We start from the raw sequence: 22334 nt of genomic DNA on the forward strand, positions 1-22334 counted from the left end.
TCCTTTTGTCTGTATTTAAAAACTTAATTTTTACTTGTTCTCTTTAAGGTCAACCTTTAATTTTCTATCGAGTGCTTCAGCAGCATTATATCCAAATTGTTTTTGCCTTGTATTTCTTGCAGCTACTTCAACTATCATTGCAAGATTTCTCCCTGGCTTCACTGGAATTGTTACTTTCGGTACCTTTGAATCTAATATTTCTGTATATTGTTCATCTAGCCCTACTCTATCATACTCTTTCTTTTCATCCCAATGCTCTAATTCTATAACTAAATCGATAGCTTCCCATCTTTTAACCGCACCAACGCCATATAGCCTTTCTATATCTAATATTCCTATTCCTCTTATCTCCATGAAGTGTCTTATTAACTCAGGTGAAGTTCCCTTTAGCATTCCTTCGTCAACTTTTCTTATTATTACAGCATCATCAGCTACCAGTCTATGTCCACGCTTTATGAGCTCCAAAGCAGTCTCACTTTTCCCTACTCCACTTTTCCCAGCTAGAAGTATACCCATTCCATATACTTCAACCAAAACACCATGCATAGTTATTTGAGGTGCTAGCATATCATCTAAATAGCTTATTAGCTTGCTAATAAACTTTGTTGAAGGAATATCTGTTCTCAGAACAGTTCTATTATATTTTTTTGCAGCCTCTATAATCTGAGGAAAAACATCTAGCTTTCTAGATATTATCAAAGCTGGTATAGGATACTCAAACACCATATCAAGTCTTTTTTGTCTCGTTTCATCGTCTAGAAGAAATAAATAATTCCACTCGACATTTCCTATTAGTTGCATTCTTTCATATCCAAAATATTTGAAAAATCCTGTAAGCTGCAAACCTGGCCTATTTACATCACTTCTTGTAATTTGAATATTAGGATTCTCTGGCATATATATTATTTCAAGCTTTAAATCCTCTGCAAGTTTGTCTATTGGTACTGATTTCATATCTGCTACCTCCTATTCTCTGAAAAAGCTATATACTTCTTCTGCTGCTTTTATATTCATTCCATCTACTTTAGAAAGCTCTTCAATAGAAGCTTTTTTAATATTGTCAACTGAACCAAATGCTTTAAGAAGTGCTTTTTTTCTTTTATCACCTATCCCATTTATATCATCTAATATAGATTTTATCATTTTTTTGTCTCTTAAGCTTCTATGATAGCTTATGGCAAATCTGTGGGCTTCATCCTGAATTCTAGTAATTAGCTTAAAGCCATCACTATTCATTGGTAAAGATACTTCATTTCCATTAAACATTATTCCTCTAGTTCTGTGAAAATCATCTTTAACCAATCCACATATAGGGATATCTATTCCAAAGTCATTTAAAATTCTTTTAGCTATATTTACCTGACCTTTTCCTCCATCTATCATTATCAAATCAGGAAATATAGAAAAGCTTTCTATTTGAATGTTATTTTCCACAATTAGCTCTTTTTCTTTAATACCTCTATTAAATCTTCTATATATGACTTCCTCCATACTTGCGTAATCATTTGGTCCTATAACAGATTTGATCTTAAATCTTCTATAGTCACTGTTTTTAGGTTGACCATTTTCAAACACTACCATTGATCCGACTGATTGCACACCTTGAATATTAGAAATGTCAAATGCTTCAATTCTTCTAGGTATATTCTTTAATCCTAAAGCACGCTCAAGCTCTCTTAAAGCTTTTTGATTTTCCTCAAGCTTTCTTTTTAATCTATCTCCATATTGATTTAAAGTATCCATAGCATTTTTTCTTACCATATCCATAAGGTGATTTTTATCACCACGCATAGGAACTTTTATATGAACCTTTGTACCCCTCTTTTCACTTAACCATTTTGCTATTATATCCATATCTTCAAAGCTATCTTCTACTAGTATTTCCTTGGGAATATAAGATGAGCCTAAATAAAACTGCTTTATAAATGAGCTTAAGATTTCTCCTCTCTCTAAGTGCTCAGTATCTGTTAGGATAAAATGCTCCCTACCAATAACCTTACCAGCTCTTACGAAGAATGTCTGAATGCATGCTTCGTCTATTCCTCTAGCCATTCCTATTATATCTTGATCAGTCATAGTTGTAGATACTATTTTTTGCTTTTCTAGTACATGATTTAATGAGTTAACCTGATCCCTATATCTAGCTGCATTTTCAAAGTCAAGATTTCTAGAAGCGTTCTTCATTTTCTCTTCAATAATTTCAAGCAGCTTATCCTCCTTACCGTTTAAAAACATGATGATTTCTTGTATCATTTCATCATATTTTTTCTCGTTTACGTCATCATGACACGGTCCTAAACATTTTCCTATATAATAGTTTAAGCATGGCCTTTCTCTTTTTTCATTATTTTTTAAATTTAACTTGCAAGTTCTTAAAGGATACAAGTTTTGTATTATTTCTAATGTATCATTCACGGCACCATTGCTTGTATAAGGTCCAAAATACTTAGCTCTATCCTTTAAGATATTTCTGGTCTTTATAACTCTTGGAAATTTCTCATTTGTTGTGACTTTTATATATGGGTATTGTTTGTCATCTCTAAGCAATATATTATACTTTGGTTTATGCTTTTTAATAAGATTAGCCTCTAATATTAATGCCTCAACTTCAGTATCTGTAATTATATATTCAAATTCATATATATTACTTACCATTGCATTTACTTTTGGTGTGTTATTTCTTGATGATTGAAAATATTGTCTAACTCTTTTTTTTAGTGAAATCGCTTTTCCAACATATATTATTTGACCTTCACTATTCTTCATCAAGTATACACCAGGTTTATCTGGTAGTTTTTTTAATTCTTCTTCTATGTTAAACAAAACGAGCTCACCTTTCTTTAAGTATTAATTATATAGAATTATAATACCACAATTGAATAGATTTTAAAATTTGTATATAATTAAAGCTAGGTAAATAATCGACTTAAGGAGGATTTTTAATGTCTATCGCTAAAAAGACTGTTTTATTTCTTTTTTCGTTATTTTCATCAATAATTTTTGTATCCATGCTTTCTCTTATTATAAGCCCAATGGTTCAAGAATTGTCCTTAAATGTTATTAGTAATATTATATACCCTCTTTTCTTTACAATCGGACTATTGTTTTTTATTTTTATTCAAGCCTTATTTAGATACATAATGAATAAGAAGACTCTATCAGCAAATTCAACACTATTGTCGATCAATATCAGTAGGTTTACTCTTAAAGAGAAATTATGGCTGTATTTATTAGTAGCAGTAGTTTATTTTGCTTCATTTTTCAAAGGAATCATTCTAGATTATACCCTAATCATACGAATACTACTGTTCGCAGGCACTATTGTGATCATAGAAGCTTTATTAAGACTATCTAATAAGAATATGAAGATTTATTTTCTTAGAAAAGGAATTGTTGTTTCAGGATTTGATATAAGAGTTGAAATACCTTTTGGACAGAGTGTAGATATTCATAACGACTCTGGAGTCTACAGCTATTATGATATAGACAGCTATTTTATTTTCCCGGAACATGTTGAGCTATATTTAATAAATGAACAAGGCAAGCTTGAATTCAAAATAGACGAAGAAACTAAAAGACAGGTTATGGGGATATTAGTTCAGCAGAAAATAGAAATGAGGAAGTTTTCGTAGGTTTATCATAAAAGAAAATTAATAGGAGTTAGAAACAAACTAAAAGAGAGAACTGAAATATTTCCAGTTCTCTCTAACTCTATTCTTTTGTCTTTGATAATTATATCTTCTATTTTTTCATCCATCTATCAATAAAGCACTTATTAACAAAATCTCTCTTTTCTATGTATTCTTTTAATGTATCTCTCAAATACTCTCTGTTATATCGTACATTTCTATTGTTTTTAAGTGAAGTATATCCTGTACCTCTGTGGAGATAATCTGAGGTCGCAACTGCATACCATTTCTCAGGGTCAAGTGTTTCCCCGTTAATTAAGATATTTATTATCTTTCTTCCATTATGCTCAATTAGTGCATTAGAAACATGCAACCTTCCTAAATATTTACCTCTAAATCCTGGTCCCTTGCCGTCTGCATAACAATAATCAGTATCTAAAGAATTTTGCAAAGCCTCTTTTAAATACTTTCCCTGTATCTCAAAATAGGTAGGATTTAGTGGAGATGGACATATCTCTAAAAGCTTTTTCAATGAAACTTCACCTTTTCTGATACCTCCATTTATTACCCCGCTATTTATAATACCTATATCACACTTAAGTACATCTACTAAGGCATCAGCAAGTAAATTGGTTATAGGATTTTCCTCAACAATATCATGCCATAAGTCAGCTTCAAGATCATATAGAGATTCACTTAATTTACCAATTGCTTTTTCCTTATTCTCCTTTAATATATCTATAATTTCATTACACGGAACGCATTCTTGTACATCTATGTTTCTACTTTCTAATACCTCTATATTACCATTATTTATTTCCATTCTTAACAATCCGACATTTTCTCCAAAGCAGCCTGATGTAAATATAATTTTACTGTTCACTATTTCATGCTTGTCCATCAATATGTGAAAATGTCCACCAATTATTACATCGATACCTTCTATCTCCTCTGCAATCTTTTTATCCTTATCCATTCCAAAATGAGATAAAACTATACATAAATCATACTTTCCTTTATTTGCTTCTATTTCTCCCTTTATTGCTTCTAAACACTCTTTAACACTAATTCCACTTAATTCATTAAAAGGTCCTAAGTCTGGTGATCCTCCTATAATTAATATCCTTAACCCATTCTTATTTAAAATAATGCTTTTTTTCACACCGTCAATTGCCTTAAATCCTATTTTATATACATTACTACTTAAAAACGGAACCTTGGCTTTAGTAGCCATATTTATTAATGTATCGATTCCATTAAAAGTCTCATTGTTGCCTATAGCTATAGCATCGTAACCTGCGCACTCTAATAACTCTAATGCAGCCTCTCCATCTGTTCCTTGTAGCTCCATCCTTTTAAAATCAGCAAAATCACCTGCATCAAGAACGATTGTATTTTCATCTCTTAATTCTTTCATTTTACTTACTATTTTAGAAAAGTTCTCATAATTACTATGAATATCGTTTGTATGTAATATGTTTAGTCTCACATTTCTCCCTCCTTTTGAACCATATCCAAATTATATCATAACTCTAACTTATGTTACATAATTTAGGTATTTTGAAGTTCTCTAAAGTGTAAAAAAGGGACGTCAGACTGTAAAAAAGTCTGACGTCCCTTTACTTTGCGATAATTAATTAAAATACTTTATCCATGCTTCCATTTTATAAGCTATTTCAAATCCTATATTTAAGTAAAATTGCTTGTTGGATACTACATAGACTTTTGTAGCACCTAAAGCCTTGCATCTTCTTATACCCTCTAATACTGCAGCTTTTCCAAGTCTCATTTTTCTATAATCAGGATCTGTCGCTACTGGCTCAACATAAGCAATCTTGTTTACATTGTCATACCACATACCACAATATGATACATAGTTTCCTTCAGGTTCTACTACAACAATATTCAAATCCTTTCTAAAGTTTGGAGCAGACTGCATCAGCTTTCTTCCTGAAATATCCCCATCTGGTTCACCTTCGTGGTTAAATCCTTTCCATAGAACTCTATCTACTTTATTTAAATCATTTTCATCTTCTAAGCTTTGAAGCTTAAATCCTTCTGGTAAAGCTATGCTTAGAACCGAATCTCTTATTTCATACATAGACATATATTCATTGTATTTCTCTTCATTTTTAAATCCTCTTGATTTTAGAATTTCTTTAAACTCTTCATCAAATTCATTTACATAAACTGAGAGTAAATTTTTACCTTCAAATTGTCCACTCAAATTACCTTCTGCATATTCAACCATTTCATCTATTAAATGTGAATACTTTGAATCAATCTCAATAAAGCAATCTACTAGCGAAAGCTCAAAATGAGCAACTCCAACTATTTTCCCATCATCTTCCCATATACTTATTTTATCATGAACTTTCTTTATGTCTGGATCATAAAAATAAGAATGATAATGCATATACTCCCATCTTGGCTGAAGCCAGTTTTGAAAGGTTTTGTTATCATTATAAGTTCTTACTAAAAAATCTGATACTTTTTCATAATCTTTTTCTCTGTTATATGCTCTTGATATAATAGTCATGTAAATACCCCCCTGAATTATTATCTAACTTTTACATGCAATTTAAAATCATGCCCTATATTAAATATTACCATATCTCTTTTCTCCCACAAAATACAAGTACTTATAAGCACTTTTCTTTAAATAAACCTAATTTACCAATTTAGGCTTTCTAAATGCAAATGTATCATTTATAATGAAGAAAGATATTAAAAGAACTTATGGTATGCAAAATCAAGATGTTCATGATTCCGAATATGAATACTTTGTTTTTGTAAAAGGTAATTTTTATAGATATAAACAGTTTGAAATATTCGACATAAAAATACTCTTCCTTATAATTATTGGTATTCTATCCATTCCAATTATTAGCAAAGAAGAGTGCTTTTTATACGGTTTACACAAAATTTTACTAGGATCTTCCATAGATTGAAGATAACAGTCTGATAGTTCTGTTACATCATTTTTAATTAATTATACATCAAGTTTACTTTGATATCAGATAAATTTATTGAATCTCTTTAACTATTTCCCCATCCTTAAGCTTTATATACTTATTACAATGAGTAACTATTTCCATATCATGAGTTGCAATAATAATAGACAGACCTTTTTTATTCAAATCATCTAATATCTCCATTAATTGGTCTCTAGTTGATGTATCTAAATTTCCAGTAGGTTCATCTGCAAGTAATATCTTTGGCTCTCTTGTTAATGCCCTAGCTATAGAAACTCGTTGCTGCTCTCCACCAGATAATTCTGAAGGTTTGTGATTCATTCGTAATTTTAGCCCAACTGTTTCTAATGATTTTTCAGCACTTTTTTTAGCTAGATCATATTTCATCATAGGCATAAGAGGTATCATTACATTTTCTAATGCACTTAATTGAGGTAGAAGTTGAAAATCCTGATAGACAAAGCCCACTACATTTGATCTCAAGTTGATAAGCTCTTTTGTATTCATTTTGTTTATAGCTTTCCCACACATATGTACCTCACCTTTTGTAGGAATTTCCAAAGCTCCAATTATACGTAGCAACGTAGATTTACCTGAACCTGAATGACCTACTACTGCTACATAATCTCCTTGGATTATTTCTAATTCTATGTTTTTTAATGCTTTTACAGATATTTCCCCCATGTCGTAGGCGTGGTACACATTTTTAAGTCCTACTATATATTCAGTATTGTTAGATAACATAACCATCACTCCTCAGTTATTTTTCTTATGATTTTTTCTGCAAAATGTATATCTTTTCCCAAAATTTTTAATTCTATCTTATCTATTGTATCTTTATAGGTATTCCGATAAGGTGAAGGTCTGAAAAAATCAACTTCTGGAATCCCTGTTTTTCCAATAAGTCCTCCTGTACTTGTCATTACACCAGGTTGAAAAAACATCTTTATTTCATGAGAAATTTCTTGAGTTATTTCCATCCACTTATCTGGAGTGATAAGTTTTTCTATATCTCCATCATGCTTTATATACTCAACATTAATTGGATGATCTAAATCGAATACTTGAGAGTGATGTATGCCAATTTCCTTTACATAGGATATCAAATCCTTTTCTTCTACATCTTTTGCAATATTTTGTACCCTGCCACTACTACCATAGAGGTTATCTCGTCTAAAACCTATAAATAATCTGTCTTTTGTCCCAATGCTTTTCAATACTAGTGCACCAGAATGTTTTGGATTAGGCTCTAAGTATCTTGCAATCCCTCCATCTACATTTTCTTCTCCCCCTGCTGCCCATAAAAACCTTATTGGATGAGTAGGAGTATTTGTTTTAAATTCCTTTGCTAATACTGCTAATGCTGCTACTCCACTTGCATTATTTACTGCCCCTGGTCCAACACTACCATGATTAGTTGTTACAAGGAAAGGTGTTCCTTCATTTCTTCCTGCTATGTCAACCCATATGTTCTCAGAGCTATAGCCCTGATACAATTCTACAACCTCAAATTCAAGCTTCACATCTTCTATTTTTTGATTAGTACCATTTATATCTGTTTGAATTATAGCTTGTGCTCCTTTATCTTTAGATTTCCTTATTATTTCTTTTAAGTCATTTATGGATAGATGTTTGTCAATCATAACTATATGCCCTTTTATATCTTCTTTGTCCACATTTTCTAAATTAATTATTATTGGATTTCTATCTTCTATCTCATATTTTTTCCCTTCTACTGTAGAAGAAAGGTCAACTATTATACTAAGAAAATCTACTACATGATTGTTTATTTTCAGCTTTGAACCTTCCTTTAATCTTCTATAAGGAGGAACTTTTACTTCTTTTTTTTGTACTTCTAATCCACTGTCTTCTAAGAATTCACACAGTATTTCAATTTCCTTCTGATTTGCCTCTGAACCTACCGGTCTATTACCTAAACCTACTATTTCATCTATCATTTTTAATGCTATATTACCATTTTCATGTGCATTATTATCTTCTATACTACCTTCATTTGTTACCGTTTTAAATCTGTTCCCAATTCTAGTACTAACAAATATACCTGCTATTAAAATAAAAACTGAAGCTAATGCTATTTGGTGACGTAGTTTTTTTGCTTTTGCCATTTCTTTACCTGTTCTATATATATCATCTATCCAAGTATAAGTCATCAACAGAGATATGATAGGCAATATCATGTCTGCTGTTATTGCCAATGCTATTGGTACTGAAAATTTTTCATAAATCATTTTAGTAAAAATTGTACCTACTGCAATAGCCGATATACTCGCTATTGCAGTAGGTATTACTATTTGAGGATACATTAGCTTATTTATATATGCCTTTTGCCATCCTAACTGCTTAAGCAATTGAATATCTTTTTTTCTCAGATCAAAATATGATAATATTGAATCGAAAAATGTTAATAATACTAACAAAAATGTTGATATTCCTATAAGCTTTAACCATGATCCAACTCTTGCGTGAATAAAAGCCCCAAATACTGTAGTTGTCACATGGCTTTCTACTGCTGAAATTGCAAACCATGAAAAGAAGCACAATGCTCCTCCTATAAGTATCTGAATAATCATGAGCATTAATCTGTCTCTGTAATAATGCATATCTGCCCAAAATAAAAATTTAGCAGAATTACTTGTATTTCTACTTTTTACGTTTCTATTTTTTTCTTTCCTAAATATTTTCTCGTATGATCTATAAGTTGAATTGTAAGCACTTATATATAATACAACTCCTCCTATAATTATTATGCTTATGAAACATTCAAAAAAAAGCAGCCATGAAACTGATAGTATTCTCTTAATAAATATTCCTATGAATCCTGTTCCTATCATGGATAATAGCCAAACAATGATTGTTTCAGAAGATAACATAATTGAAATTCGCCTTTTTGTCCAACCTTCTCCTTTTAATACCTTTATTTCTTTTCTTCTATGCCATATATAGACTTGAGTACGATTATATAAAAATATCAATGAAATTATTATGAAAAATGCACTTATGGTTATCACCAATAAGTTAAATTCTTTCTGTACCATAGTGGAGACATTTAGATTTATCCACGAAGTCACAACTTGTCCTATTCCTTTAATACCTTTATAGTCTTGAAGTTTAAGTTTTATTTCTCTTGGAGATGAACCAGCAACTATATCTACATGAAGTCCAGTCTTAAGTACTATTTCTTCTGCTACTCTTTCGATTTTTGCTTTTCCATCTCTATTATAGCTATCTACACCTGCTACTCTTACCCTTATGGCATCTATAGGTTTGTCACCTTTTATAAGCTCCGCTGCTTCCAGAGTAGTAAACCCATGCGCAGCTGGAAGAAGAAAGGTACCTAAAGTAGTTGTGGGATAAAGCTCCCTTTTTCCCTCTAATTGGCTTCCTTTTTCATCATCCTCAATATAAAATTTCTCAGAGCCATATACACCTAAAGGTGCTTTAACTAATTCATTTCTTTTAGGTCCTGAAAAACTTGTATTAGCTACAGGGACCAAATTATATATTTTATTTCCTTTTTTTACGTACTCCTCAATACTAATAGTACGATCTTTACCTTTTTCTTTGAGCTGATTGTACTGTATCTGCTCATCTTTTATGCCAACAGGTTTAGGAATCATAACTATATCATCATTTGATTTTTCTGTACCATATTCTATTCCTTCAGTTGTGTAATATTCAATTGCTGGGAAAAAACGTATTAATCCTTCGTTAGTTAGTTTTATGTCGCCATTTAGATATTGATAAACTATTCCAGTTGTTTGAAACGCGTTTAAATACTTTGATAAATCTAGTCTAATATTTTTTTCATTTATTCCTTTTATATTTTTAATTTTATTATCTATTTCTCTTCTTAGCATTGCTTTTTCTTTTGCTTCTTCTCTTGTGGAATTTCGCGGAATTTTTTTATCTTTAATTAATAATTCTTCCACTTCATCTCGTATTTTTCCTAATTCTTCAATTTTGATATTTACTTCTATGGGAATTTTAACCTCATCATTAACAAGAACAGGAATATCATAAGCATCATAATCCCCTATCTTTGATCGCTCTTCCAATGGTTCTGAAAAAATATATTCTACATCACCAATATCTAATCCAGTTAATCTCCTCTCACTTTCCATGTCTACAGCAACTAAAAAATTGTATATTGGCGGAAGCAACCATTGTAAAAAAATTCCATTTTCTGAACCTCTTAGACTTGTATCTGAAGATTTTAAACTAACGTAAGGTCTATCTAATTTATCAACATTATTTATACAAATTGCTGTACTATCACTGTTTCCACCTTCCGGAATAATATCATATTTGTGGCAACCATCTGTGGTTTTATAGCTTATATCTGCTCGTATAGCAAAGTCCAATGGTAATTCTAATTGAACACTGTTTTTGCTATTATTAAAAAATCCCATTGAAGCTGCTGGTGCTGCCACTTCAATCCCTTGAATAGATTGTATTTCTTTCCAATCTTCAATAGAAATCCCACCTTCACCTTTCGACAAATAATTAGGCTCTATTAGTCTGTTTTTTTCTATCTGTTTAGTAAGGCTCTCGCTGTTTTCTGGACGAACTAAAATGTCATATATATCTCTTGAGTAATTTTCTATATCCTCTGAAACATTTACCTGGGTCTGATACAGAGATAAAATTCCTGTACAAATTCCTGATTGAATGGCTATAAGAGCAATTAGCAAGCTTATTGTCTGTATCTTATAATATTTCAATGTTTTCAATATATACTTAAACATATATATTCCTCCATTTTATAATCTAGGGTGGCATATGCCACCCTAGATTATGGATATTATTTAGTAGCGTTCTACCACTACTCTGTCTGTATCTGTACTATTGCCATCAGTTACAGTTAGCTTCACAGTCCATTCATACCCTGAACTTTTGTTTGTATTATAATGATGATTATAAAAACCTGATGTAGAATGTGTATAATAATTTTCTCCACTGCTACCATCACCATAACTTACTTCAACATGATAATCTCCTGTTGGTCCTCCTCCCCATTCTCCATCAAAATATGCTTCTGGCATATCATCAAATACATGTTGATGGTTTGGATCCATATTAGCTTCTACAGGTATATATCGAGGTTCTATACTGTTACCATCAGATATCGCAGTTGCTGCAAATGGTATGCAAATAAAAAAAACCATAATTACAATAGCTATCTTTTTAGACATAATAATTCACCTCCTTTAAGTTGATTATTATCGCAGCTTGCACTACAAATTAAAATTTATCAACGGAATCACCTCCTGTACTGTTAACTCATTAAAATTTAATATCCTATGATTAATACTTTACTGTATTACTTGTACTACTTATATTTTCAGAGCTTCCTCCACTATAAGCAGTAAAAGATGCCCTTACTCTATATGTATATCCTTTATCTACACTATAAGTCTTGCTGATACTTCCCATATAGTCGTTAGAAGTTTCTGACCAGCTTTTAATTGTAATCCAACTTCCGTTCTTACATTGTTGTAAGTCAGCATATATGGTCACTTTATCTGTAACGCCATTATATCCTCTTATTGAACAAGCAACATATGCTTGTCCTGCTGATATTGCAAAATCATTGGAAGTAGTATTAATATAAGTCATCTGAACTGAAATTGATGATTCTTTGGGTTCTTCCCATATGATATCGTCAGCATATGCCCCTATGCTAAAAGATAGGCACAAGAGAACAACTATAATTAAACATAAAATTTTTCTTTTACTCATAAAAAATCATCTCCTTATTTTAGTCTTCATATATATAACCAAAATAGGAGATGATTTGTGACACTTTTTTGAAAAGTTTTTTATTTTTTTATTTTGATGCTCTCTGCTATTTTAATTATTTCTTCTTTATTAATTGACGATGAAATAACAAATCCGTAATACCCGTCATCCCAGAAGATATTATTTATTCCTTTATTGCTATAAAAATAGCCTTCAAAACCATTAATATTCATAGATTCTAACTCTGTTCCCTCTGTATCCATTATCATTTTTCTATTTTCTAATTTATATTGCTCAAATACTATTTCTTCTCCATTTTTATTCTTATAAATTATTAATTGTCCAAAAAAATTTATGTCTTCCTTTTCTGTATTAAATCCAGTAGGCATATATTTTGGAGCATAGAAAGTATTGTCTTCTATTTTATCTGCACTTTTATCTACACCCTCATATCTTACTTCTGAGAACTTTTCAAATATATTTATTATTGTATTAAATAGTTTTACTCTCCAAGCTTTTACGCTCATAGTTGAAGCAAAAACTACTGTCAATACAATCAAAAGCACAGCTACTGCTTTCTTAAAATAATATAGTGTTTTCATTCTCGCTCTTCTTTTTTCATAGGCAATTAGCTTTTTCATCTTATCTTTAAATTTATTTGAGAATATATGTTTTTCTTTCGATTCTTTTTCTGAAATATTTTCTAATACTATTAATTCGGCTTCTTTGAAAGCCATGATTAGAATATTGTCTAAGGCGTTTTCATTACCCATCTATACCACCCTCTTCTTCTATATGTTTCAATAAAGCTTTTCTAGCTCTTTCTGCTCTTTTTCTAATATTTGCCTTAGATATGTCCAATATATCTGCTATTTCTTCGTCTGTATACCCATGAGCATACTTCATCATCAATATATTAGAATAATTTGGTGGCAGTTTTAGTATCTTTTTTATTAAATTGCTATCTTCATAACCTTCAAGTAATCTCTCTTCAGAGGCTAGAGCCTTGTTTGAAAAGTTACTTGTCTCTTCTAGTAATACTATATTCTCCTTTTTTCTTTTATTGTACATATCTATTGAAATATTCTTTACTATAATAACTAAAAACCCTTTAGTTTTGTGACACTTTATTTCTTTTATTTTTTCTAAATGATCAATTAATTTTATAAAAGCCTTATGTACTGCATCTTCTGCTAAGTGTTCATCTTTTAAAATACTATTAGCTACATAGAACATAGTATGTCTATATTCTTCGTACAGATGTTCGAACTTTGTTTTTTCAGACTCTTCCGCTATTAGATTTAAGTATATTAACATATAATCACCCCAGTTGTCTTTTTTTGAACGAGACAATTGTTCTGTTAATATGAACATTTTACCACATAATTCATTATCTGTTAATCGGTAGACTTCTTGCTTGAAGCAATAACCCCGTCAGACTGTGTAGTAATTATCACACAGTCTGACGGGGTTATTGCAGTCATGGTTTTACAGAACCTGCTTCAAAAACTGTCCGGTCACAGATTCTTTAACTTCTTTTACCTGCTCTGGTGTTCCTTTCGCTACCACATACCCTCCATTTTTTCCTCCTTCAGGCCCAAGATCAATAATATAATCTGCTGCTTTAAGTACCTCCAAATTATGTTCTATAACAAGTAAAGTATGACCCTTTTCTATAAGTAGATTCAAGCAACTTAACAGCTTTTTAATATCTGAAATATGAAGTCCTGTAGTAGGCTCATCTAATATATAAAGATTACTTGTCCCTCTCTTTATCTTTCCTAGTTCAGAAGCTAGCTTGATTCTCTGAGCTTCTCCACCTGACAGGGTTGTTGATGGCTGACCTAATTTGAGATATCCTAATCCTAATTGATTCATAATGTTAAGCTTATGATATATATTTTTCTTATCCTTAAAGAATTCTGCGGCTTCTTCAACACTCATATCAAGCACTTCATATATGTTTTTCCCATTATATCTAACATCTAGTATATCTTTTTTATATCGTTGCCCTTTACATATCGGGCATACAGTTTCGACATCAGGCATAAACTGTAGCTTTGTAACTATCCTTCCATCTCCTTTACAATGTTCACATCTACCGCTGTTTTTACTGTTAAAGCTAAAATTCGCGATAGTATAACCATTTTCTATAGATTCATCAGTTTCAGTAAATAACCGCCTTATGCTGTCGAATAATCCTACATATGTTGCTGGATTCGATCTACTGCTTTTTCCAATAGGAGATTGGTCTATATTTATAATACCATTTATATGTTCATATCCTTCTAAACTTCTGTGTTCTCCTGGAATAATTCTTGGGTCTGATAAACTCTTAAGTTTCTTATATAAGATTTCATTGACCAAACTACTCTTTCCTGAGCCTGAAACCCCCGATATACACACAAGAATACCTAGTGGGATTTCTACATCAATGTCTTTTAAGTTGTTCTCTTTAGCTCCTAAAATAGTCAGTTTATTGCCATTATACTTGCGTCTTTCTTTAGGAACAACTATCATATCTTTTCCACAAAGATATCTTCCAGTTATAGAATGCTTAGCTTTCTTTATCTTATCAATACTTCCTGTTGCTACAATCTCTCCACCATGTATGCCAGGTCCTGGACCAATCTCAACTATATTATCAGCATTTTCTATTGTTTCCATATCATGCTCAACTACAATGACTGTATTCCCTATATCTCTGAGCTGATTTAGTATTTTTATTACTTTTTTGCTATCTCTGGCATGAAGACCTACGCTTGGCTCGTCAAGTATATATATCATACCCATAAGTCCTGAACTAATTTGTGAAGCTAATCTTATTCTTTGCGCTTCTCCACCAGAAATTGTATCTGCTCTCCTTCCTAGAGAAAGGTAATCTAGACCAATCTCTATAAGCAATAATAACCTCTTTTTTATCTCCTGGATTATTGGTTCAGCTATATGTTTTTTATTAGGTGGGAATGTTAAATTCTCCATAAAATCATATAATTCTGTTAACTGCATCCAGCATAATTTATGTATATTCTTATCATTGATAAGAACACTGAATCTTTGTTTCTTTAGTTTTTTACCTCCACAGTCTGGACAAGTATACTCTACCATCTTGTTTTTAAACCATTCAAGAACTGCTTCATTTACTTTATCCTTCCTTATTGTTTCCCTATACCAGTGTTCTGTCTGATTTACGAATCCACTGAATTGAATTGTTCTGCCAATAATCCAGTGTCTCTTGTTAGAATTAGGTGGTGATTCTATAGTAATCTTTTCACCTTTTGTTCCATAAAATAATATATCTTTGATATCATCAGGAAGTTGATTAAAAGGTGTATCTAAGCTAAATTTATAATGTTTAGCAATATTATACATAATTAAATGCTTGTATGTTATTTCCCCTCGGCTGTTATATACACTTGGATCAAATGCTCCTTCATTAATGCTTTTCTCATGATTAATAATCATTAGCCTTGGATCTGCCTTTTTGGAAGTTCCTATCCCTCCACAAGTTCTACAAGAGCTAGACATATTATTAAATGCAAAATAATGTGATTCAATGTTTGCCATGGTAATATGGTGTTCTTTACACCCAAAGCTGCTATAGAATTTGTCTTTCACTTGTTTCGACACATCTTCTGAAATAATCTCTGCAATAAGAACATGTTCTCCAATTACCGCTAATGCAGTTTCTAAAGAGTTAGTTATGCTCTTCTCAATATTTTTCTTTACCTCAAATCTATCAATGACTATTTTAATATCGTGATCACAATATTCATCTATATCAATTTCTTCACTTATATCAATCCTCTTACCATCTATAACCAGATTACTATACCCCTTCTGTCTTATCTCATCAAAAAGAAATTCATAGGTTTCTCCATACAACTTACATACAGGTGTTAAAAATTCAATCTTCGTTCCTGCTGGTAATGACAATACAGCTTCAATTATTTGCCCAGATGTCTTAATGTCAAATTTTTCGTCACAATACGGGCACTTAACTGTTCCAACAGTAGCATATAGTAACCTCATATAATCATAAATGTCTGTCATAGTTCCAACTGTTGATCTTGGATTAACAAGTCCTCTTTTTTGTTCTATAGCTATTACTGGAGATAAGCCAAATACAAAATCTACGTCTGGTTTCTTAAGCTGTGAAATCCTGTTTCGTGAAAACGTAGGTAATGAATCAAGAAATCTTCTCTGGCCCTCTCCATAAATAACATCAAAGGCAAGTGAAGATTTACCAGATCCACTTACACCTGTTATAACAGTAATCTTGTCTCTAGGAATATTTACACTAATATTCTTAAGGTTGTTCTGTCTTGCGCCCTTTATCTCAATATCCTTTTTTCCTAACACTAAACCACTCCCTTTCAACAACTAAAGATATTTCTATATGAATACATCAATATCCATGTCGCTCTTAAAATAAGCTGGTTCATATACAATAGTATTAGTCTTATTGGTAATATGTGTTTCTGAGATATCTTTTACAAGAATCCCCTCTTCACAAAGCCATTCACATATCTCGCAAATAACATTGGAGCATATAGTATTATTAAAATCTTGTACAATTGTTGAAAATGCTTTCATCTCATTTGCCTTATCAAAATAATCTAGAATAGGCTTGCATATAAGATTAATATGTTGTCTTAAATAGTCATAAATCATATCAATAGCTTGAGATATATTTATACTATTTTTTCTCTCGTCCATCAGTCTAATATATAGTTTTTCAATAATTGGATTATTATACTTTAAAGCCTGTAAAATAACCTCTCTTGAAGGAATATTGTTATTTAATAAAACCTCTATTGCAGCTATGTATTTTAGCGCTTCAGTTATCCATAAATAGGAGTATCGAACATCACTTTTAACCTTCAGCCACTTTTCTGCCTTATATAATCTCCAAAGAACCCATTCTGTTTTTTCCATTAAAGCATAGGACTTATCTCTTTCACCTATTTCGCTCGTGTCACAAATGCTCTCAAACAGTTCCTTTAGTGATTCATCCTTACAATAAACCAATGTTCCTAATGAGTAATAAGAATGTGTTACTGAAGCCTGAGAATTTTTTCCGATGATTCTTCTAAATTCAGTTCTAGTCATTACATGACCATTTATATATATATTATCTTCCAAAAGGCATAATTCAGACCTAAGCTTACAGTTGTCATTAACGATAATAGTCATATCTATATCAGATTTTTCCCACACCTGATCATAAGAAAGACTTCCCATTATAATCACTGCAAGGACATTAACATCACTTTTTAATCTTTCACATAAGGTTTCAACCGCCCTCATATATCGTTTTTGCAAGTCACTATCGGCAAAACTAACTTTCCAGAAATCAGCAGGTATCGCATGTGTATTCAGCTTTCTATAATCATTAGGAGTAATATCAAATATTCTCTTGAATGCTCTTGAAAATGTTTCATGAGAGTTAAACCCATAATCTAATGCTATATCTACTATGTTCTTATCTGTTTCAATTATTTCCCACGCTGCTACAGATAATTTTCTCTTTCGTATATAATCTGTAACAGGTATCCCTATTATGGATTGAAATATCCTATGAAAATGATGTGTAGAGTAAAAACACAATGCAGATAACTCTTCAAGCGAAATATTCTCCTTTACATGTTCTTCAATATAATTCAGAGCTTTCTGCAGATTATTATAATAATTAGACATATTTCATCACCAACCTTTGAAAATATTATAGCATATAGATGTTTTCTTTTCTTGACATCATTTGATGTATTGTAAACACTGATAAATGCTATGATTGAGCACTTATTGATATAGTATTTGATTTTTGATTATCTCCTCATTCAACTAAATAAAGCATAATCTATTGTACTTATATAAGCTATAATACTAAGATTCTTTTAATATAAAAAAATCCACACCAATCAGCTTCTAGATTGACGTAGATTTTTTTTATTAATTACGTTATTGATCTAATATGTTATTATCATTCCTCTGACTTTCTTATTTTTATCTAATATCAGCCCTATATCATCTCCACATTTTAAATCGGAAAATTCAATGTTCATTTTCTTATCATTTCTTTGAAGTAATATTACAGCATCTTCATTTAATTCAAGTAGTGGAGTAACTTCTATGCTATTGTCATCAAAGTGTTGTTCGATCTCTATCTTTCTGTTATCATAATCAATCTCTGTTATCATACCATACACAAATAGCTCTCCGGCTAAATAATCGCATTCAGGAAAATCAATATATTTCTTGACTAGCACTGTTTTGGTTTTGTTATCCCACTTTACATCACAATTTATTCCTTCCGCTACAGTCCTAATAGGTACGAATACTCTATTCCCAAAAATAAAAGGCTCTGCATCAGATTCTATAGTCTTTTCACCAACTTGAATCTTGATACTATTATAAAGTACTTCTATTTTTTTATAATACCCTTGAGCTAGTACTACGCTCGACAGTAAGACAAATAAAATTAAGGTTGACATCATTACTTTTCTTCTCATCTCTTTACCCCCTAAGCTTTCTTTACTAAGATTATTGACTGAAAATAAGTTTGTATACATTTGAATTTAGAACCATATTATAGTAGAATAATAGTAAATACTTTTAAGAAAGGTGGGTTTTTAAAATGAGAGTCAGATCTACATTCGCAAATCACAGTAAAATTTTACAGGGGGTATTTTGCATTGAGTTACAGGAACGCAGCAGAAATATTGCCAGCCCACCTATTGAAAGAGGTTCAAAAATATATTGAAGGTGGATTAATTTATATTCCTAAACAGAGTAATAAGATAGGATGGGGATATATAAGTGGAACAAGGCATTTACTAGATAAAAGAAATAATAGGATTTTAAAGCTTTATAAAGATGGTTCTTCTATCAATGAACTCGCTCAAGCGTTTTATCTTAGTGAAGAAACTATTAAAAAAATAGTATATGGAAAAAAAGAAGGTTAGCAATAAGTTGAGAATAATTAAAATCATTCTTTTCCTATAATCCTAGTTGCCTGTATGAGATAATATAATTGACCGGTCAGACTAGTAGGAAAGGGGATAATAGATTTGAAAATAAAAGGGTGGTTCACTAATTAGAACCAAAAAGGCAGTGGATGGATTCCACTGCCTTTTTATATTCTACTGCTTAAGAATTTTATTTAAGAAATACCCTGTATATGATTCTTTAACCTTGCAGACTTTTTCTGGAGTTCCTTGTGCTACTATTGTTCCTCCTTTATCTCCACCTTCAGGTCCTAGGTCAATGATATAGTCAGATGTCTTTATAACGTCTAGATTATGCTCTATAACCACAACTGCATTTCCAGCCTCAACTAACTTGTTAAGTACCTTTATTAGCTTATGAATATCTGCTATATGAAGTCCTGTAGTAGGCTCATCAAGTATATACAATGTCTTTCCTGTACTTCTCTTGCTAAGCTCTGTTGCTAGCTTTATTCTCTGTGCCTCTCCACCAGAAAGCTGTGTAGATGGCTGTCCAAGCTTGATATACCCTAAACCTACATCATACATTGTTTCAAGCTTTCTTTTAATACTAGGTATATTGTCAAAAAACTCTAATGATTCTTCAACAGTCATATTAAGCACATCAGAAATAGTCTTTCCTTTGTATTTAACCTGCAACGTTTCTCTATTATATCTATTGCCTTTACATACTTCACAAGGTACATATACATCTGGAAGAAAATGCATCTCAATTTTTATTATTCCGTCACCCTTGCATGCCTCACATCGTCCGCCTTTCACATTAAAGCTAAATCTGCCTTTGTTATATCCTCTCATTTTAGCCTCTGGAGTCATTGCAAATACATCTCTTATTTGGTCAAATACTCCAGTATACGTTGCTGGATTCGATCTAGGAGTTCTGCCTATAGGAGATTGATCTATGTCAATTATCTTATCTATGTGCTCTATTCCTTTAATATTTTTATGCTTACCTGGCTTTTGCTTTGAACGATGCAGCTCTTGCGCCAGCCTTTTATATAGTATTTCGTTAATTAAAGTACTCTTTCCTGAACCTGATACTCCGGTTATAGATGTAAAAACACCAAGAGGTATTTTAACACTTATATTCTTTAAGTTATTTTCATTTGCACCTATAATTTCTACCCATTTACCGTTTGGTTTACGTCTTTTTTTTGGTATCTCTATTTGCTTTCTTCCACTAAGGTATTGTCCAGTAATAGAGTCTTCGCAATTTTCAATATCTTCAAGAGTTCCTTGAGCCACAACATAGCCTCCATGTACACCTGCTCCCGGTCCAATGTCAACTATATGGTCAGCGCAGTGCATAGTATCCTCATCATGCTCAACAACTATAAGAGTATTTCCTAAGTCAGTTAAATTTCTTAAAGTCTTAAGTAATCTATCATTATCTCTTTGATGAAGTCCTATACTCGGTTCATCCAGTACATATAGCACACCTACTAGACTTGCACCTATCTGAGTAGCAAGTCTTATCCTTTGCGATTCTCCTCCTGATAGTGTACCAGCATTTCTAGAAAGCGTAAGATAATCAAGCCCTACATCACATAGAAAGTTTAATCTTTCTTTTATTTCTTTTAATATTTGATGTGCTATAAATTCCTGTCTTTCTGTTAGCTCCAATTTTTCTACAAAATCAACAGCTTGTCTAACTGACATATCTGTAAGCTGTGAAATATTCAGTCCACCAATTAGAACTGCTAAACTCTCAGGCTTAAGTCTGTTTCCATTACATTCAGGACATGGGATGACGCTCATAAAACTCTCAATTTTTTCTCTCATGTAGTCAGAGACAGTTTCTCCATACCTTCTTTCAAGATTAGGAATTATTCCTTCAAACGGTGCTCTGTGTGTCTTCCACCCACCAAATCTACTATCAAATTCAAACTCAACTTCTTTATCCCCTGTGCCGTATAGTAATTCATCTAAGAACTTTTTAGGAGCATCTTTTATAGGTTTATCTAAGTCATAACCATTATCATCTGCTATTGCTTTAAACATCTTAAAGTAATATGTGTCATCTGAAGTATTTGAAAATGGAGCAATAGCACCCTGATTTATAGAAAGATTTGGATTGGGTATAACAAGCTCTGGGTCAACCTTCATATGACTTCCTAATCCGTTACATACTGGACACATTCCAAATGGGCTATTAAATGAAAACATTCTTGGAGATAGCTCATCTATTCCAATACCACAATCTATACATGCAAGCTTTTGGCTAAAAAGCATCTCTTCTTTATCAATTATGTCAACTATGACTAATCCTTCAGCTAGTTTTAGAGCTGTCTCTAGCGAATCTGTAAGTCTTTGCTCTATTCCTTCTTTTATGACAATTCTATCTACAACTACTTCAATAGAATGCTTTTTATTCTTATCCAACTTTATATCTTCGCTAACCTCTTTTAATTCTCCATCGACTCTAATTCTTACAAATCCTTCTTTTCTTATAGTTTCAAATATTTTTTGATGCTCTCCCTTTCTTCCTCTAACAATTGGAGCAAGAAGTTGTATCTTCGTTCTTTCTTCAATCGCCATTATTTGATCAACCATTTGATCTATTGTTTGTGATGTTATTTCTTTGCCGCACTTATGACAGTGGGGCGTTCCCACGCGTGCAAACAACAACCTCAAATAGTCATATATTTCAGTTACTGTCCCTACAGTTGACCTTGGATTTCTGCTAGTCGTTTTTTGGTCTATTGAGATAGCTGGCGATAATCCTTCAATATATTCAACATCTGGCTTTTCCATTTGCCCAAGAAATTGTCTGGCGTAAGCAGACAGACTTTCAACATATCTTCTTTGGCCTTCTGCGTATATAGTATCGAATGCAAGTGAAGATTTACCAGAGCCACTTAGCCCTGTTAAAACTATAAATTTATTTCTTGGGAGCTCAATATCTATATTTTTTAAGTTATGCTCTTTCGCTCCTTTTATAATGATTTTATCTTTTTGCATTT

Annotated in this window: 17 protein-coding genes; 3 read left to right on the plus strand and 14 right to left on the minus strand. The window is 31.8% G+C overall.

Going from position 1 to position 22334, the window contains the following annotated elements; translation table 11 throughout:
• Positions 1-30: 30 nt before the first annotated feature.
• Positions 31-954, minus strand: coding sequence for an HPr(Ser) kinase/phosphatase (gene hprK, locus HNR33_RS19315; RefSeq protein WP_429086735.1), 924 nt, complete (start codon positions 952-954; stop codon positions 31-33).
• Between the two features lie 12 nt (positions 955-966).
• Positions 967-2823, minus strand: coding sequence for an excinuclease ABC subunit UvrC (gene uvrC, locus HNR33_RS19320; protein WP_429086738.1), 1857 nt, complete (start codon positions 2821-2823; stop codon positions 967-969).
• A 119-nt stretch (positions 2824-2942) separates the two neighbouring features.
• Here uvrC and HNR33_RS19325 point away from each other — a divergent pair, with 119 nt between their 5' ends.
• A complete protein-coding gene (locus HNR33_RS19325) occupies positions 2943-3632 on the plus strand; it encodes a hypothetical protein (protein WP_429086741.1) in 690 nt (229 codons plus the stop codon).
• Positions 3633-3741: 109 nt separating this feature from the next.
• On the opposite strand, the gene HNR33_RS19330 is transcribed toward HNR33_RS19325, so the two are convergent.
• Positions 3742-5118: a bifunctional metallophosphatase/5'-nucleotidase gene (locus tag HNR33_RS19330; protein ID WP_429086744.1), complete on the minus strand. Its 1377-nt coding sequence runs from the start codon at positions 5116-5118 to the stop codon at positions 3742-3744.
• A gap of 144 nt (positions 5119-5262) precedes the next feature.
• Positions 5263-6168, minus strand: a complete 906-nt coding sequence (locus tag HNR33_RS19335; protein WP_429086746.1) for a GNAT family N-acetyltransferase — start codon at positions 6166-6168, stop codon at positions 5263-5265.
• A 175-nt stretch (positions 6169-6343) separates the two neighbouring features.
• On the opposite strand from HNR33_RS19335, the gene HNR33_RS19340 reads away from it, so the two are divergent.
• Entirely contained in the window at positions 6344-6580 is a 237-nt protein-coding gene (locus HNR33_RS19340; protein ID WP_429086748.1) for a hypothetical protein, read from the plus strand.
• Positions 6581-6655: 75 nt separating this feature from the next.
• On the opposite strand, the gene HNR33_RS19345 is transcribed toward HNR33_RS19340, so the two are convergent.
• The 9 genes from HNR33_RS19345 to HNR33_RS19385 form a co-directional block, all read right to left on the minus strand.
• Positions 6656-7348 carry an ABC transporter ATP-binding protein gene (locus tag HNR33_RS19345; RefSeq protein WP_429086750.1) on the minus strand — a complete coding sequence of 231 codons (693 nt, stop codon included), beginning with the start codon at positions 7346-7348 and terminating at the stop codon, positions 6656-6658.
• Between the two features lie 5 nt (positions 7349-7353).
• On the minus strand, positions 7354-11370 hold the full coding sequence (locus HNR33_RS19350) for an FtsX-like permease family protein (protein ID WP_429086753.1): 4017 nt from the start codon (positions 11368-11370) through the stop codon (positions 7354-7356).
• A 60-nt stretch (positions 11371-11430) separates the two neighbouring features.
• On the minus strand, positions 11431-11817 hold the full coding sequence (locus tag HNR33_RS19355) for a hypothetical protein (protein WP_429086755.1): 387 nt from the start codon (positions 11815-11817) through the stop codon (positions 11431-11433).
• A 112-nt stretch (positions 11818-11929) separates the two neighbouring features.
• Positions 11930-12364 carry a hypothetical protein gene (locus tag HNR33_RS19360; protein ID WP_429086758.1) on the minus strand — a complete coding sequence of 145 codons (435 nt, stop codon included), beginning with the start codon at positions 12362-12364 and terminating at the stop codon, positions 11930-11932.
• A gap of 80 nt (positions 12365-12444) precedes the next feature.
• Positions 12445-13137, minus strand: coding sequence for a DUF4367 domain-containing protein (locus HNR33_RS19365; protein ID WP_429086759.1), 693 nt, complete (start codon positions 13135-13137; stop codon positions 12445-12447).
• A complete protein-coding gene (locus HNR33_RS19370; RefSeq protein ID WP_429086762.1) occupies positions 13130-13681 on the minus strand; it encodes an RNA polymerase sigma factor in 552 nt (183 codons plus the stop codon). Before HNR33_RS19370 ends, HNR33_RS19365 begins: the two co-directional genes overlap by 8 nt.
• Before the next feature lie 171 nt (positions 13682-13852).
• Positions 13853-16726: an excinuclease ABC subunit UvrA gene (gene uvrA / locus HNR33_RS19375; RefSeq protein ID WP_429086765.1), complete on the minus strand. Its 2874-nt coding sequence runs from the start codon at positions 16724-16726 to the stop codon at positions 13853-13855.
• Positions 16727-16759: 33 nt separating this feature from the next.
• Positions 16760-18064, minus strand: coding sequence for a helix-turn-helix domain-containing protein (locus HNR33_RS19380; RefSeq protein WP_429086768.1), 1305 nt, complete (start codon positions 18062-18064; stop codon positions 16760-16762).
• Between the two features lie 269 nt (positions 18065-18333).
• Positions 18334-18876 (minus strand): copper amine oxidase N-terminal domain-containing protein, encoded by a 543-nt coding sequence (locus HNR33_RS19385; protein ID WP_429086771.1) that lies wholly within the window; start codon positions 18874-18876, stop codon positions 18334-18336.
• A gap of 183 nt (positions 18877-19059) precedes the next feature.
• Between HNR33_RS19385 and HNR33_RS19390 the strand changes: the two genes are divergently transcribed.
• A complete protein-coding gene (locus tag HNR33_RS19390) occupies positions 19060-19329 on the plus strand; it encodes a CD3324 family protein (protein WP_429086773.1) in 270 nt (89 codons plus the stop codon).
• A gap of 177 nt (positions 19330-19506) precedes the next feature.
• Here HNR33_RS19390 and uvrA (HNR33_RS19395) read toward each other — a convergent pair whose 3' ends face one another.
• Positions 19507-22332: an excinuclease ABC subunit UvrA gene (gene uvrA, locus HNR33_RS19395; protein ID WP_429086774.1), complete on the minus strand. Its 2826-nt coding sequence runs from the start codon at positions 22330-22332 to the stop codon at positions 19507-19509.
• Between the last annotated feature and the right edge of the window lie 2 nt (positions 22333-22334).

Origin of the sequence: Brassicibacter mesophilus (assembly GCF_050433385.1) — a bacterium.
In the GTDB taxonomy this organism is placed as follows: Bacteria; Bacillota; Clostridia; order Tissierellales; family Proteiniboraceae; genus Brassicibacter; species Brassicibacter mesophilus.